The following is a 13,893-nucleotide window of genomic DNA, read 5'->3' as shown; positions in this document are numbered from 1 at the left end:
TCCCTGCCGAGATCCTAGCAGGAAGACCTCGGTGATATAAGATCAAAGATAAGAATATTTTCCTAGTTTGTGGATCATGCTTGCGCTAGGTTGCATGCAATTGCAACCATGGAATGCTGAATGTCGAGCAAATTTTTTCCCGTTGTCGAGGTGGTCGTCTGGACGCGCTTCGGCCGCCGCCTGCAGAATTCCCGGCCTCGCAAGCCTGGCGTCTTGCCGAAGGATCGTCCGGCAACGACGGCGAGGGGCTGATGGTGGAATTCAACCCGCGCGACAAGAGCCGCACCAGTGCCGGGAAGACGCGGGCGATGGTGCGCAAGCATACCGCGCCGCCCGGCGGGAGCGATGACGGCAGCCTCCGCTGGCAATGGCTGACGATCCAGCTGTTGGAATCGCCGGCATTCACGACATTGAGCGCCAATGCCTGCCGCGCGCCTTCTTCCGCATCGTCATTGAGCACACCGCCCATGCCGCTCTTGAAAACGGCAAACTTGTGGTGACCCATCCCCAGTTCGTGTCCTACGGCGTCACCGGCGAATATGTCGCCGATGCGCTCGATGAGCTGGCATATAAGGGGCTGATCAAAGTTCACCGCGGCCGGGCAGGCAGCGGGGTGGCGCATCCCAACCGGTTCACGCTGACATTCGTCGGTGACCATGAAGGTGCGCCGGCCACCGACGAGTGGAAACACTGCACGGCCGATAGGTGCCGGAAATGGTCCGAGACCGACCGCAAACTTGCCGCCGATAAACGTGGGCGTGTCGGCCGGAAGAAAAAAACGCCACTTCGGGATCCCGAAATCCCACCGCTTCGGGATCCCGAAATTCGCCGCGTTTCGTGAGCTGTCACCCTCAGGAAAGAGTGAAGGATTTCAATGCCGCAGCCAATTTCGGGATTCCGAAGTGCTATATAGAGTTTGGTGGGGACGCAGGCACTTTGCCACGATCAGGAACTCCGTCTCCCGCCCGCCGATCCTTCCGGCCGAAACTGTGCGCAGCAGAAGGCCGAAGGCTTCATAGAGCCAATAAAGCGGGGGAATCCGGTCCTTGAGCGCATGCACCTGCGTCGACACATATTCGCCGACGAAGACGATATCCATGCCGAGCTCCTTCAGTGTCCCGGCAATCTCCGAATGGGATGCCTCGGCAGCGTGCTCGACGCGGAAGGGGGCATAACCCGGTTTGCCAGCGTTTTTCTGCCGCAGCACGTAGCGATAGAATAGGACGTGGGTCCACCAGGGCGTAAGGTCGGTGAAGATCCCTTTGGCCGAATTCAGGATCGGGCCCTTGACGAAGACCAAGCCGCCGGGAGACAGGGTGTCATGGGCTCTGAGCAAGGCGGCACGCGGGCTTTCCAGATGCTCGAGGACGTCCCAGAAGACACAGGCGTCGAAATGGCGATCTCCGTAGTCTATGGTTTGCGCATCGCCGAGGATCCGCTCGCAAGCGTCCCGGTTCCTCTCGAGCTGCTCCTTCGAGATGTCGAGAACCGTATATCTCGCTCCCTGCAACGGGATATGGGTGCGGGAGCCACCGCCAACCTCGAGAATATCAGTGTTGATCTTGCTGGAAAACGCTGATTGCGCATGCGACAGCGCGTCGTTTACCCACGGCGAAGCCATCATCTTCCTCCCCGGAGAGATTAGCGTCTGCGGCCATAAGTAAGCATTAATATAATATTTAAGCAATATTTAAACTTTTGACATCGGTTTGCCTAGTTTCGCGCAACCTTCCTGCTGTACCCGCAGGTCTGATGATCTCAGAGGCGGTTCGGCCGGAGGAATGCATGATGGTGCGAATTTTTCGGGCTCTGGCAGTCCTTGCGATGATGACGGCGCTTGCCGGCTGCATCGACCATGCCAATGATCCGGTGCTCCTGGCGGTCGGCGTACCGGTCAATCCGCCTGCTGTTGCACACGGCCTTTGCATGACCGACGGCAATGCCATGTATCGTGAGGCGAGGAGACAGTATGAGCTGCGCGCCCAGCTGACGGGCTATGCCGAGGCCGATGAGCTGGAGGCGGAAACGATAGCGCGCGCCGCGGCCCACCGGCAATATGTCGCCTGCCTCTCCGGCCAGGGCTACCGGACATTATACGCGAATTGAGAACAGAGAATTCGTAATTCCGCCCGAGCGCCGCTTGAGCCCTTCCGCCGTTCGCGACTTTTCACGTTTTTCGGCGATTTGCTCACGCCGGATCGCCTGCAATCACGAGTTTTGGAAGTTGCATGTGAACGGGGAACTCCGCCGTTGGGAAAGGCATTTTCATCAGGTAAATCCACGAAGGAGGGTTTATCATGAAGATGTCCAGACTTGTCCCTTCCACCATGGCGCTCAGTGCCTTTCTCGCCCTCGCATCGATCGCTCCAGCGCAGGCGGCACCCATCCAGGCGGTTCGGCCGCCCGATGTCCAAGCCGTAAAAATGGTGCGATATAAACCACATGCCGGGTCCTGGCATGGCTATCAGGGCTTCCGCACCGAGCGCCCCGGCACCCGCCGCCATTCCGACGGTTACTGGTATCCGCTTGCCGCCTTCGGCGTCGAGGCCGGCACCACGGGCTCGATCGTCCGCCAGCCGGTGAACAGACCGGCAGCCCCGGAAATGTGCAACCCTACGTTTTCGGGATCGATCGGTCCCGGCAGCATGCCCTGCGACAACGGCTATTGAGCCGGCAAATGAAAGAGGCGGCGATGACCCGCCTCTTTCGCCATTCGTGGGGCCGCTCACATGTCCGTGACCTCCGCTTTGGCGCCGTAGATTGTGACAGATCGCCTTCCTAATTCCGGGGCATAAAGTCCCTGAATCCTCCCAAGGAGACGATTATGACCATCACCTTCAAGACCGGCCTGACCGCCGCGGCCCTCGCTGCGATCCTCGGCCTCGCGGCCTTTCCAGCCGCGGCAGCCCCGCTTCAGTCGAGCGCGACGGAGCAGCGTGCAACCGCGCGTCTGGTTGTCCGGCAGGAAACCAGGATCGAACATGACAGGCGCACGACCGGTTCGATCGGCGAGCGCGCGGAAAGCATGGGCTCGACACCTTATATGACGAACCCGAAGAAGCCCCTCAACATGGATTGCAAGCTCGGCTTCAACCCGACGAGCAGCTCCGGCTGCAACTACTGACGAGCCTCGGCGGCTGGCGAGTCTGAAGGCGGCCTTTGCGCCGCCTTTTTGCCGTGGGATATCGCTCAGCCGGAGATGGCATGTCCCGGCGCAGTTATCTTCAGTAAATCTTGCATCCAATGCAAAGATGCAATAAGTACAAACAAACATCGAGTTTCAACCGAAAAATTCGTGTCAATCGCTTGATCGGGCGGGTGCTTGATGTGTCTGCCTTGGAATTGCCATGCTCGCCGCGATGGTCGCTTTTCATAATCAAATCGAATTTCAGACAGGTGGGATAGTCATGACCGCAAAGGCCGCATGCTCCGATTTCCTGCATTTTTTCCGCTCCTGGATCAGCAACCCGCTTCGCGTCGCGGCGATCGCGCCATCCGGCGACTCGCTTGCCAGGATCATGACCAGTGAAATTGCCGCCCTTGACGGGCCGATCATCGAGCTCGGTCCCGGCACCGGCGTCTTCACCCGGGCGCTGCTGGCGCGCGGCGTAAGTGAGGCGGATCTGACCCTGATCGAGTACGGTCCGGAGTTCATCACCGCCCTGCAGGCGCGTTTCCCGATGGCGCGTGTGTTGCAGATGGATGCGGCCCAACTCGCCCACGCCGATATTTTCGAGGGCGAACCGGTCGGTGCGGTTGTCAGCGGCCTGCCGCTTCTGTCCATGTCGCCGCGCAAGATCGCCTCGATCCTGGCCGGCGCTTTCGTCTATCTGCGCCCGGGCGGGGCTGTCTATCAGTTTACCTATGGCCCGCGCTGCCCGGTGCCGCGGCCGATCCTCGACCGTCTCGGCCTGAAGGCGGTGCGCATCGGCGGCACGGTGCGCAACCTGCCTCCGGCCTCCGTCTACCGGATTTCCCGCCGCAAGCCGCTGGAGCTGTCGCGCGAACGTTTCAGCTATCGTGCGAGCGACGCTGAACTCGACGATGTCGCCGCCTTTTCCAACGAAACCGGCGGCTGAACGATGATGCCGGGCTGAAATGGCTGACAGCAAGCGGACGGCGACTGGGGAAGGCAGGCGGCAACGCAAGCGGCGGCAGACGCGCGAGCGCATCGAGCAGGCGGCGATGACCCTCTTTCTCCAGCGCGGTTTCGAGGCCACGACCATCGAGGACATCACCGAGGCGGCCGACGTCTCCAAACGCAGTTTCTTCGATTATTTCCCCTCCAAGGACGAGGTGGTGTTCGCCTGGCAGGATGGCTTCGCCGATCGGCTGATGGCGCAGATCGCCGCAAGGCCGGCAGAAGAACCCTCGGTGGCCGTGGTCAAGGCGGCGATCACCGCCGCCGTCCTTGCCTCCGTCGACGAGCGCGGCCTGGCGCTTAGCGAACTCATCCATCGCACGCCGGCCCTGAAGGCCCGCGACCAGCTGAAATATGCCAGGCTGGAGCAGAAGCTCGCCGAGGCGCTGCTTCTGCGCAAGGGAAATGATCCGGAGGAGCGGTCGCGCATGCGCGTGCTTGCGGCGGTCGTCATTGGCGCGCTGCGCGTCGGGGCCGAACTCTGGCAGCAGCGCCCGCCGGGTGCGGCGCCGCAGGATTTCGCCTATGAAATCCTCGCCGAACTGTGGACGATCCTGGCGGAATTCGGCGGCGAGGCGAAGACCGGGCGTTGATGCGTATCGATGAACCCGCGCACTCTGCGGCATTTTCAGCGCCGTCCCTGTCCGTCGACGCGGCGCCCTCCTATATGTGCAAGCGTCGTAACGGCCACATTCTCAATATCCCCACGATGAGCGGATCATCACCATGCCCGCATCGCTTTCGGCCAGGCCCCGCCATGGCAGGTGAACCGGGCGGCACCTGAACGCTCCACCGACTTTAACGATTTCATTGACCAGGAGAGGAAAGATCATGTCCAGTCATAACGCAGCCAAGTCAGGCACCTTCAAGATCGGCGGCGAGATCGCGGTCAACCGTCTCGGTTTCGGCGCCATGCGTGTCACCGGCAAGGGCATCTGGGGCGAGCCAGACGATCATGCCGAATCCATCCGCACGCTGAGGCGCCTGCCGGAACTCGGCGTCAACTTCATCGACACCGCCGATTCCTATGGCCCCGATATTTCCGAATGGCTGATCAAGGAGGCACTGCATCCCTATGGCGGCAAATCCGTCGTCGCCACCAAGGGCGGCCTGACCCGCCACGGCCCCGATATCTGGCTGCCGGTCGGCCGCCCGGAATATCTGATCCAGCAGGCGCATAAGAGCCTGCGCAACCTGGGGCTCGAGCAGATCGATCTCTGGCAACTGCACCGCATCGATCCGAAGGTGCCGGCCAAGGAGCAATTCGATGCGATCAAATCGCTGCTCGATGCCGGCCTCATCCGCCATGCGGGCTTAAGCGAAGTCTCCGTCGCCGACATCGAGGCGGCGTCGAAACACTTCAAGGTCGCCACCGTCCAGAACCGCTACAATCTCGTCGATCGCACCAGCGAGGAGGTGCTCGACTATTGCGCCAAACACAATATCGGCTTCATCCCCTGGTTCCCGCTGGCTGCCGGCGATCTCGCCAAACCGGGCTCCTTGCTCGATACGATCGCCAAAAAGCACAATGCCGCACCGAGCCAGATCGCGCTCGCCTGGGTGCTGAAACGCAGCCCGGTCATGCTGCCGATCCCCGGCACCTCCAAGGTCAAGCACCTCGAAGAAAACGTCGCGGCCGTCGATATCACCCTGTCGGACGAGGAATTCTCGGCGCTCGATGCCGAGGGCCGGAAGGTGTTTAAGGCGGCGTGAGGGATCTGCCCGGGCTGTACCCCATAAGCTGCCCCTCACCCTAACCCTCTCCCCGTAAACGGGGCGAGGGGACGTGCCCCGCGAGACGTTGGTGAGGGACGGAGAGGTTGCGGCATATCCCCTTCGCCCCGCAAGCGGGGAGAAGGTGCCGGCAGGCGGATGAGGGGCTGGTGGCGGTCTCTGAACTGAGACGCATTTTTCAGCACAATTTTGACCACCTGGTCAAACATGCTAAAAAATAAGGCGGCACCCTGTTAATTTCAGGGCAAGCCTTGCGCTCAACGCATTGCTGCATTGCGGTATTTTCGCTATTCCCGATCAAATGAATGGGGTATCACTATCTTCGTAAGCAGCGCACTCCTCCTCCCAGCGCTCTTACATCGGACTGACAACACTCCTCCTCCCAGTTGTCAGTCAGGATCAAGAGCCTGGCGCACCTCCTCCCGCGCCAGGCTCTTTTCGTTTTCCCATTCAAGCTCTCCGCCGCGCGCAAATTTGACTCGGCACGTATCGTCAGCCTATTTGAACGGGCGCCGCCTGTCGGTGCGCGAACCGGTTGGAGTTTGATCATGATCGGCAAATGGCGCGGCCCGCGGGCGGCTCTGACAGGTCTTCTGCTGGCGGCGTTTACGCTTGCCGGCTGCGGCGGCAGGCCGGTCGGCGTCATGCAGGCGGCCGGCAGCGTGCCACCCGGCACCTCGAAGGTCGATCTTCTTGTCGCGACGACGCGCGCTGCCGATGATAATCCCGCAGTGCTTTTCTCAGGTGAACGCGGCACCGGGCTGACCGTCAATGCCGTCGATGTCTCCATCCCGCCGGAGGCCAATCGCAAGGTCGGCCAGGTGCAATGGCCAAGGCGGTTGCCGGCCGATCCCTTGCGCGATTTCGTCACCGTGTCCGTCGATCCGCTCGAAGGCGAGCGGGCGGGCGAGACCTGGCTGAAGGGCCATATGCCTAAAAGCCGGCGGGTGCTGGTCTTCGTGCACGGCTTCAACAATCGTTATGAGGATGCCGTCTACCGCTTCGCGCAGATCGTCCATGATTCGCATGCCGACGTCGCCCCCGTCGTCTTCACCTGGCCCTCGCGCGCCAGCATCTTCGATTACAATTACGACAAGGAAAGCACCAATTATTCCCGCGATGCGCTGGAGGAGCTGCTGGCCCGCACCGCCGCCAATCCCGCCGTCAGCGACGTCACCATCATGGCGCATTCGATGGGCACTTGGCTGACCGTCGAAGCGCTCAGGCAGATGGCGATCCGCAACGGCCACGTCGCGTCGAAGATCAACAATGTCATCCTCGCCTCGCCGGATCTCGATGTCGACGTCTTCGGCCGCCAGTTCGTCAGCCTCGGCAAGGACAAGCCGCATTTCACCATCTTCGTCTCCAGGGATGATCGGGCGCTGGCGTTGTCGCGGCGCATCTCGGGCAATGTCGATCGCCTCGGCCAGATCGATCCCTCCGCCGAACCCTATCGCAGCAAGCTGGAGGCGGCCGGCATCACCGTGCTCGATCTCACCAAGCTCAAGGGCGGCGACCGGCTGAACCATGGCAAATTCGCTGAAAGCCCCGAAGTGGTGAAGCTGATCGGCGACCGGCTGATTGCCGGCCAGACGATCACCGATTCCAATGTCGGTCTCGGAGAGGCCGTCGGCGCGGTGGCGATGGGCGCTGCCCAGACGGCCGGAAGTGCCGTCAGCGTCGCCGTCAGCACGCCGATCGCCATCTTCGATCCGCGCACAAGGCGCAATTACGACGCCCAGCTGAAGCGTCTCGGCCAGTCGATGGACAATACCGTCGGTTCGGTCGGCGACAGCGTCGGCGCAAGCCTGCCGGAAAGCCAGTAAAAATTCCATAGGCATCACCACCGATCTGATATATCAGAGTGACGAACGGCAAATTCTGTCTGCCGTCTGGATGGGTTGATGCATGGCGGATGAGACGAAGAAGAGGGTGGTTGTCGTCGGCGCAGGCGTGATCGGCGCCTCGATCGCCTTCGAACTGCAGCGGCGCGGGTTTGCGGTGACGCTGGTCGACAAGGGCGAGCCGGGACGCGGCACCTCATTCGGCAATATGGCAAGCATCGCTCTCGATTTCGCCGCCGGTTCCGGCCCTTCGACCTGGAGGAAAATGCCGGGCTGGCTGCTCGATCCGGAAGGTCCGGTCTGGCTGCGGCCCTCCTATGCGGCAAAGATTCTGCCCTGGTTCCTGCGTTTCCTTGCCGCCGGCCGCCCGTCGCGCCTGAGAGAGATCGAGGATGCCGGTATGAGCCTGTCGCAACAGGCGCTCGGCGATTTCAGGCAGATGCTCGAGGCGATCGGCGCGCCCGAGATGATGACGGAAGAGGGGTGTCTGGCGATCTACGAGACCGAGGCGGAATTTGCCGCCGACCGCGGCATATCGCCATGATGCAGCGCTACGGTCTCGAGTTCGAGGTGTTGAGCAACGGCGCCATCCAATATTATGAGCCGGCGCTTTCGCCTACCATCGCCAAGGCGGTGCTGCTGCCCGACAACAAGTCGATCCGCGATCCCTATAGACTGGTGGTCAAACTGGCCGAGGCGGCCAAAGCCGCGGGCGCGGCCTTTGTCTCCGGCGCGGTCAGGAACATCGAGCGCAAGGGTGATGGCACCGTTGTCGTTCTCTTGGAAGAGGGCGGCCGCGTCGAGGCCGATTCCGTCGTGCTCGCCGCCGGTGTCCACACCCGTTTTCTGGCCGAAAAGCTCGGCGAGCCGATCCCGCTTGAAACCGAGCGCGGCTATCACACGCAGATCATGAAGCCGGGCATCTCCATGCGCTATTCGATGATCTGGCCGGCGCGCGCCTTCATGGTGACGCCGACGGCAGGCGGCATCCGTGTCGGCGGCAATGTCGAACTCGCCGGGCTCGATGCGGCGCCGGATTTCCGCCGCCCGCGGGTGCTGGTGCGCCACGCCCAACGCGCGCTGCCCGGGCTGAAGCTCGAAGAGGCGACGGACTGGATGGGCCACCGCCCGGCGCTGCCCGATACCATCCCGATCATTTCGCCCTCCTCGAAGATGCCCGGTGTTTTCTACGCGACCGGCCACGGCCATCTCGGCCTGACCTATGCCGCAACGACAGCGCGGCTGATCGGCGATATGGTGACCGGGCTCGAACCGTCCCTCGACATCGCCCCGTTCCGCATAGACCGATATTAGGATTTACTGTCGATGGCGGCGTCGCCCGTCACCTCTGAACCGGAGTTTCTTCTATGAGATGGAAGCGCACGATCCAGCTGCTGGATGTTCATGCCGAAGGCGAAATCGGCCGCGTCGCGATCGGCGGCGTGCCGAAAATCCCCGGCGACACCATCGCCGCCCAGCTGCATTGGCTGAACACCGATCCGAAGGGCGACGAGCTGCGCCGCTTCCTCTGCCTGGAGCCGCGCGGCGCACCGATCGGCTCGGTCAACCTGCTGCTGCCGGCAAGACATCCCGACGCGGATGCCGCCTTCATCATCCTGCAACCGGATCAGGCGCATGCCAGCTCCGGCTCGAATTCGATCTGCGTAACGACGGCGCTGCTCGAAGCCGGCATCGTCGAGATGCAGGAGCCGGAGACGGTGGTGACGCTCGAAACCGCGGCCGGCCTCGTCAAGGCGACGGCAACCTGCCGCGACGGGCGCTGCGAGAAGGTCAAGCTCACCATGGTGCCGTCCTTCGTGCATCAGCTCGACGTCGAGATCGACACGCCGCATTGGGGCAGGATCAAGGCCGATCTCTGCTATGGCGGCATATTCTATGCGCTTGTCGATGTCGGCCAGATCAATCTCAAGATCGAGAAGGCCAATGCCGCCGGTCTGGTCCAGGCCGGCATGATCCTGAAAGAACTGATCAACCGCGATATCAAGGTCGTCCATCCGGAGATCCCGGCGATCTCGGGCATCGCCTATGTGATGTTTCGCGATACCGAGGCCGACGGCACGGTGCGCACCTGCACCACCATGTGGCCGGGCCGGGCCGACCGCTCGCCCTGCGGCACCGGCAATTCCGCCAATCTCGCCGCGCTTCATGCCCGCGGCAGGGCCAAGGTCGGCGACGTCTTCACCTCGAAATCGATCATCGGCTCGCAGTTCGAGGTCGGGCTGCAGGCGGTGACCAAGGTCGCCGGCCGCCCCGCCGTCATCCCCACCATCACCGGCCGCGGCTTCACCTTCGGCATGACCCAGGTCGCCCTCGACCCCTTCGACCCGCATCCCGCAGGCTTTGCGCTGACGGATGTCTGGGGGCCGTCGGCGGGGGAGATTTGAGCGTACAGGCTGTGGTAAGCCTTGCCGGTCAAGACAGCGTTTGGTTGCAGGGGAGAAAACAGGATGAACGAAGATATCGAGACCGTAACCCTCTGGCGCCCGGTCGGACCTGAGGAATTGATGCTGATCCGCGAGCGCGACATGCGCGGGTTTCCGCCACGCCTGCCAGATCAGCCGATCTTTTATCCGGTGCTGTCCGAAGATTATGCAGTCAAGATCGCACGCGACTGGAATGTGCCGAGGAGCGGGTCAGGTTTCGTGACGGAATTTCAGGTGAGAAAGGACTATCTTGACCGGCATGCTGTTCAGGAGGCGGGCGGTCGCGCGCATCTCGAATATTGGATACCGGCGGAAGAGATGGATCAATTCAACGCGGCGATCGTCGGGAAGATCGTCGTTACGAGAACGTTCTCTTAGCTTGACTGAAAGTTACCAAGCAGAAAGACGCTCCGGCCGCGGCAATCTCGCTGGGCTCAGGATCATATGTCGAAATTGATGGAGAGAGCTGAATGGAACGCCTCGGACGCGCCGCGCCGCTGCCAGAAGACATGCAGGGCCGCTGGAGGGATGTGGAAGAGCATAGCGCGGAACTGATCGTCCAGGGCGGCGAAATCATCTGCTTTGGGCAGTTGGTAGTCGATGATTACAAGGTGATTGAATCAGAAGACGGTGCTCTGACGGTAACGCTCAACATCGACAATGAGACCGAGGAGGACAGCTTCCAGCGCGCGAACATCACTGGATTGGTGATCACCCCCGAAGGCGACTTTTGTGCTTACAATGTCAAGTTCTCGTGTCAGTTCGAGCGGGTGGAAGTCTGACAACTGTGCGCAGGCCCGCCTCGTCCTTCGAGGCCCCTGCGGGGCACCTCAGGATGAGGCTCTCTTGAATGTCGGGCTTGCCGCTTGGGAGGTCATCGGGGTTCCAACGACGACGACCGAGACGGGGTAAAACCGCGGCACCCAACGTCCCTCATCCTGAAGGTGCGCAAGCTGAAGGCTGAAGCCTCGAAGGACACGCCGCTACGCTGCTCCTTGCTGCGTCAGTGTAAAGGATTCTTGAACGCAGGCGTTCCGGGCGGATCGTCCCGTCAGCAGCGTTGCAAAATCCTGGTGCCGATTGTGCGGAAGCGGTTTTCGACTGGCATCCCTGTTCTAAAAACGCGTCGCATCACATCTTCGGTTCATATCCCGCCAAGGCAAGCAAGTTTCCACCCCTCTTGTCAAAGCGGCCCATGATCCAGCCGTGGCAAAACAAGACGGGCGAAAAGATCGGCCTCGGTGGTGTGCGGATACCCCGAGAGAATGAAAGCTTCGATCCCTTCCGCGCGATATGCCTGCAATTTTGCCAGAACCTGGTCGGGATCGCCGACAATCGCAGCACCGCAGCCGGAGCGGGCGCGGCCGATACCCGTCCAGAGGTTGTCCTCGACATAACCTTCACTGCCGGCCTGATCGCGCAACTCGGTTTGGCGCCTGACGCCGACGGACTGGCTGTCGAGTGATTTCGCCCGGATGGCTGCACCCGTGGCGTCATCGAGTTTCGACAGCAGCCGGTCGGCGGCAAGTCGTGCCTCAGATTCGGTTTCGCGAACGACGACATGCACGCGGTAACCGAAGCGCAGCGCCCGGCCACGCTTCTGTGCCCGGCTGCGAAGATCGGCGATCGTCTCGCGGACGGCTTCCATCCGGTCCGGCCACATCAGATAGACGTCGGCACCTTCCGCTGCTGCTTGCCGGGCATCCTCGGATAGGCCGCCGAAATAGAATTGCGGGCAGCGTCCCGACAGCGGAGCGATCCGCGGCGGATCGATCTTCAGCTTCCAGAAGGTGCCGTCGTGATCAAGCGGCTTTCCGTCAAGCAGCGTGCGCAGGATCGACATGGCTTCGATGGTGCGGGCATAGCGCGGGCCGCTCGCAAGGGTTTCTCCCGGCATCTCGCTGGAGATGATGTTGACCGAGAGGCGGCCATGGGCGATGCGGTCGATGGTGGCGATCTGGCGGGCCAGCTGCGCCGGCCAGTTTTCACCAATGCGAACTGCCATCAGGAGTTTGATCCGGCGGGTCAGCGTCGCCATCGCCGAGGCAAACGCCGTCGTGTCGATGCCCAGCGCGTAGCCGGACGGAAGCAGAATATTGTCGAAGCCGCCGCTTTCGGCCTGCAGGACGATATCGCGGCAGTGTTCGAAGCTCGATAGGAGCCGTGGATCGGGACAGCCGAGGAATTCATAATCGTCGTCGCACAGGGCGGAAAACCAGCTGACTTCGCAGGCGGTGGTCATGTTGTGGGTTTCTCCGGTCTCGTCGGCGCGATCGCGCACGGCATTTCACTATCGGCCCGGCTCTGGCGCAAGTGTCTCTGGTAGCAGCCGTTGCCTGTGGAAGGAAGGAGCGGCACTTTTGTCCTTTCCCTGTTTGGTAGATCAATTTTCGAAGCGGCGTGCCGTGTGCGGCAGTTTGTCTTCGATCAGCTGCTTTGCCGATGAAGCAGCGTGAAACGGGTATCGATGACCGTCGGCTTTCTTTCGCCGCTGTCGGCTATGCGCTCAAGGATCAGGCGCGCAGCCTCGGTGCCGATCAGATCTCCCGGCGGGCGGATGGTGGTGAGCGAAGGATTCGAGGCGGCGCTGAAGCTGAGATCGCCGAAGCCGATCACCGAAAGCTGTCCGGGAATGTCGATTCCGAGCCGCTGGCATTCAAAAATTACGCCGAGTGCCACGTGATCGTTGGAGCAGGCAATGCCATCCACCTGTGGAAATTTCCGCATGGTTTCGCCAAGCAGCATGGCGCCGACTTCGGCGCTCGACGGTGCCGGATGCTGGATGATATCGACGGTAGCACCCGAGGTTTTGCGAGCTTCCTCTACAAATCCCTCGGCGCGGTGCGTCGCTCTTTTGTCTTCTTGCAGACGGGCGCCAAGAAAGACGAGGTTGCGGCGATTTCGTTGGATCAGGTGCGCGGCCATCGAGCGGCCGACCTGTTCGTGGTGGAAACCGACCGCCATCTCGATAGGCTCGGAGCCGAGCTCCCAGATTTCGACCACCGGCACATTGCTTTCGCGCAGCAGCTTCCTAGTCGCATTGCTGTGGCTCAGCCCCGTCAGCACGATTGCCGCCGGCGCCCAGGATAAGGCCATGCGCACGAGGTTTTCCTCCTCGCGCTCGCTGTATTCGGTGTGGCCGAGCAGCACCTGCAGCCGCTCCTTGCCCAGTTCGGCCTGCATGGTTGCAACCGTTTCGGCAAAAAAGGCATTGCGTACCGATGGCACGATGATGCTGACGGCGCGCGAAGAGGCGGCGGCGAGCCCCCCGGCCATCAGGTTCGGGACATAATTGAGAGCCTCGATGGATTGCGCGATCGCCTCGCTGGCCGACGCCGATACGGCGTCCGGCTTGCGCAGATAAAGCGAGACGGTCGAAGGCGAGACCTCGGCCCGTGCCGCGACATCCATCATCGTCACCCGCTGCATCTTGCGGCGTTTTCGGGTCGGCTTCGCGGAGCGTCGAGTATCCACCATTTATCCCGTCAATATAATAGCGCTATTATTTAAACGCATAATAACCCATAGGCCGCCATTGAACAATTCCCATTGACGGGAAATACGCCATTTGCCTGATAAAACTCGATAAGTCGGCAAATTCGCGATGCCGGGCTTGGTTTGCCTGCATTCGCCCGTGGCGATTCTCAATAGACGGGCTTGCAAAAAGAAAATCGTAGCGCTATTATTGCAGCGAGACGTAAGGATGGGCATGGGATGAAGTTCCGTCTCC

General features: G+C 61.5%; 14 protein-coding genes and 2 pseudogenes. 13 read left to right on the top strand and 3 right to left on the bottom strand.

Translation table 11 applies throughout. The features are described from left to right. Positions 1–120: 120 nt before the first annotated feature. Positions 121–252, top strand: a complete 132-nt coding sequence (locus tag AF337_RS46170) for a hypothetical protein (protein ID WP_342028396.1) — start codon at positions 121–123, stop codon at positions 250–252. Continuing rightward, positions 252–841: pseudogene (locus AF337_RS46165) on the top strand (hypothetical protein). Before AF337_RS46170 ends, AF337_RS46165 begins: the two are co-directional and overlap by 1 nt. 30 nt (positions 842–871) lie before the next feature. Here AF337_RS46165 and AF337_RS00860 read toward each other — a convergent pair. Next, on the bottom strand, positions 872–1,621 hold the full coding sequence (locus tag AF337_RS00860) for a class I SAM-dependent methyltransferase (RefSeq protein ID WP_049730635.1): 750 nt from the start codon (positions 1,619–1,621) through the stop codon (positions 872–874). A 164-nt stretch (positions 1,622–1,785) separates the two neighbouring features. Here AF337_RS00860 and AF337_RS00855 point away from each other — a divergent pair, with 164 nt between their 5' ends. The 11 genes and pseudogenes from AF337_RS00855 (at position 1,786) to AF337_RS00805 (ending at position 10,945) form a co-directional block, all read left to right on the top strand. Beyond that, positions 1,786–2,106 (top strand): hypothetical protein, encoded by a 321-nt coding sequence (locus AF337_RS00855; protein ID WP_049730634.1) that lies wholly within the window; start codon positions 1,786–1,788, stop codon positions 2,104–2,106. A gap of 191 nt (positions 2,107–2,297) precedes the next feature. Beyond that, positions 2,298–2,669, top strand: a complete 372-nt coding sequence (locus AF337_RS00850; RefSeq protein ID WP_049730633.1) for a hypothetical protein — start codon at positions 2,298–2,300, stop codon at positions 2,667–2,669. A 155-nt stretch (positions 2,670–2,824) separates the two neighbouring features. After that, entirely contained in the window at positions 2,825–3,124 is a 300-nt protein-coding gene (locus AF337_RS00845; RefSeq protein WP_049730632.1) for a hypothetical protein, read from the top strand. A gap of 283 nt (positions 3,125–3,407) precedes the next feature. Beyond that, positions 3,408–4,079 (top strand): class I SAM-dependent methyltransferase, encoded by a 672-nt coding sequence (locus tag AF337_RS00840; protein ID WP_049730786.1) that lies wholly within the window; start codon positions 3,408–3,410, stop codon positions 4,077–4,079. A 19-nt stretch (positions 4,080–4,098) separates the two neighbouring features. Next, positions 4,099–4,734: a TetR family transcriptional regulator gene (locus AF337_RS00835; protein ID WP_049730631.1), complete on the top strand. Its 636-nt coding sequence runs from the start codon at positions 4,099–4,101 to the stop codon at positions 4,732–4,734. A 238-nt stretch (positions 4,735–4,972) separates the two neighbouring features. Beyond that, positions 4,973–5,854, top strand: coding sequence for an aldo/keto reductase (locus AF337_RS00830; protein ID WP_049730630.1), 882 nt, complete (start codon positions 4,973–4,975; stop codon positions 5,852–5,854). Between the two features lie 569 nt (positions 5,855–6,423). Then, positions 6,424–7,701 (top strand): alpha/beta hydrolase, encoded by a 1,278-nt coding sequence (locus tag AF337_RS00825; RefSeq protein WP_049730629.1) that lies wholly within the window; start codon positions 6,424–6,426, stop codon positions 7,699–7,701. Between the two features lie 82 nt (positions 7,702–7,783). Beyond that, positions 7,784–9,033: pseudogene (locus AF337_RS00820) on the top strand (NAD(P)/FAD-dependent oxidoreductase). Between the two features lie 53 nt (positions 9,034–9,086). Next, entirely contained in the window at positions 9,087–10,124 is a 1,038-nt protein-coding gene (locus AF337_RS00815) for a proline racemase family protein (protein WP_049730628.1), read from the top strand. Positions 10,125–10,187: 63 nt separating this feature from the next. Then, positions 10,188–10,541, top strand: coding sequence for a hypothetical protein (locus AF337_RS00810; protein WP_049730627.1), 354 nt, complete (start codon positions 10,188–10,190; stop codon positions 10,539–10,541). A 92-nt stretch (positions 10,542–10,633) separates the two neighbouring features. Further along, positions 10,634–10,945: a hypothetical protein gene (locus AF337_RS00805; protein WP_049730626.1), complete on the top strand. Its 312-nt coding sequence runs from the start codon at positions 10,634–10,636 to the stop codon at positions 10,943–10,945. Positions 10,946–11,346: 401 nt separating this feature from the next. Here AF337_RS00805 and AF337_RS00800 read toward each other — a convergent pair whose 3' ends face one another. Both AF337_RS00800 and AF337_RS00795 read right to left on the bottom strand, forming a co-directional pair. Further along, on the bottom strand, positions 11,347–12,405 hold the full coding sequence (locus tag AF337_RS00800; protein WP_049730785.1) for an LLM class flavin-dependent oxidoreductase: 1,059 nt from the start codon (positions 12,403–12,405) through the stop codon (positions 11,347–11,349). 185 nt (positions 12,406–12,590) lie between these two features. Beyond that, positions 12,591–13,640 (bottom strand): LacI family DNA-binding transcriptional regulator, encoded by a 1,050-nt coding sequence (locus AF337_RS00795; RefSeq protein ID WP_049730625.1) that lies wholly within the window; start codon positions 13,638–13,640, stop codon positions 12,591–12,593. Positions 13,641–13,893: the final 253 nt, after the last annotated feature.

The organism is Rhizobium ecuadorense (assembly GCF_001187535.1).
Lineage (GTDB): Bacteria > Pseudomonadota > Alphaproteobacteria > Rhizobiales > Rhizobiaceae > Rhizobium > Rhizobium ecuadorense.
Note: the sequence above shows the minus strand (reverse complement) of the source record. Positions and strands in the feature narration are given on the sequence as shown.

Coding starts and splice junctions, on each gene's coding strand:
- AF337_RS00810 (WP_049730627.1), top strand. CDS start 10,188: ATGAACGAAGATATCGAGACCGTAACCCTCTGGCGCCCGGTCGGACCT.
- AF337_RS46170 (WP_342028396.1), top strand. CDS start 121: ATGTCGAGCAAATTTTTTCCCGTTGTCGAGGTGGTCGTCTGGACGCGC.
- AF337_RS00825 (WP_049730629.1), top strand. CDS start 6,424: ATGATCGGCAAATGGCGCGGCCCGCGGGCGGCTCTGACAGGTCTTCTG.
- AF337_RS00860 (WP_049730635.1), bottom strand. CDS start 1,621: ATGGCTTCGCCGTGGGTAAACGACGCGCTGTCGCATGCGCAATCAGCG.
- AF337_RS00800 (WP_049730785.1), bottom strand. CDS start 12,405: ATGACCACCGCCTGCGAAGTCAGCTGGTTTTCCGCCCTGTGCGACGAC.
- AF337_RS00830 (WP_049730630.1), top strand. CDS start 4,973: ATGTCCAGTCATAACGCAGCCAAGTCAGGCACCTTCAAGATCGGCGGC.
- AF337_RS00840 (WP_049730786.1), top strand. CDS start 3,408: ATGACCGCAAAGGCCGCATGCTCCGATTTCCTGCATTTTTTCCGCTCC.
- AF337_RS00835 (WP_049730631.1), top strand. CDS start 4,099: ATGGCTGACAGCAAGCGGACGGCGACTGGGGAAGGCAGGCGGCAACGC.
- AF337_RS00850 (WP_049730633.1), top strand. CDS start 2,298: ATGAAGATGTCCAGACTTGTCCCTTCCACCATGGCGCTCAGTGCCTTT.
- AF337_RS00795 (WP_049730625.1), bottom strand. CDS start 13,640: ATGGTGGATACTCGACGCTCCGCGAAGCCGACCCGAAAACGCCGCAAG.
- AF337_RS00845 (WP_049730632.1), top strand. CDS start 2,825: ATGACCATCACCTTCAAGACCGGCCTGACCGCCGCGGCCCTCGCTGCG.
- AF337_RS00855 (WP_049730634.1), top strand. CDS start 1,786: ATGATGGTGCGAATTTTTCGGGCTCTGGCAGTCCTTGCGATGATGACG.
- AF337_RS00805 (WP_049730626.1), top strand. CDS start 10,634: ATGGAACGCCTCGGACGCGCCGCGCCGCTGCCAGAAGACATGCAGGGC.
- AF337_RS00815 (WP_049730628.1), top strand. CDS start 9,087: ATGAGATGGAAGCGCACGATCCAGCTGCTGGATGTTCATGCCGAAGGC.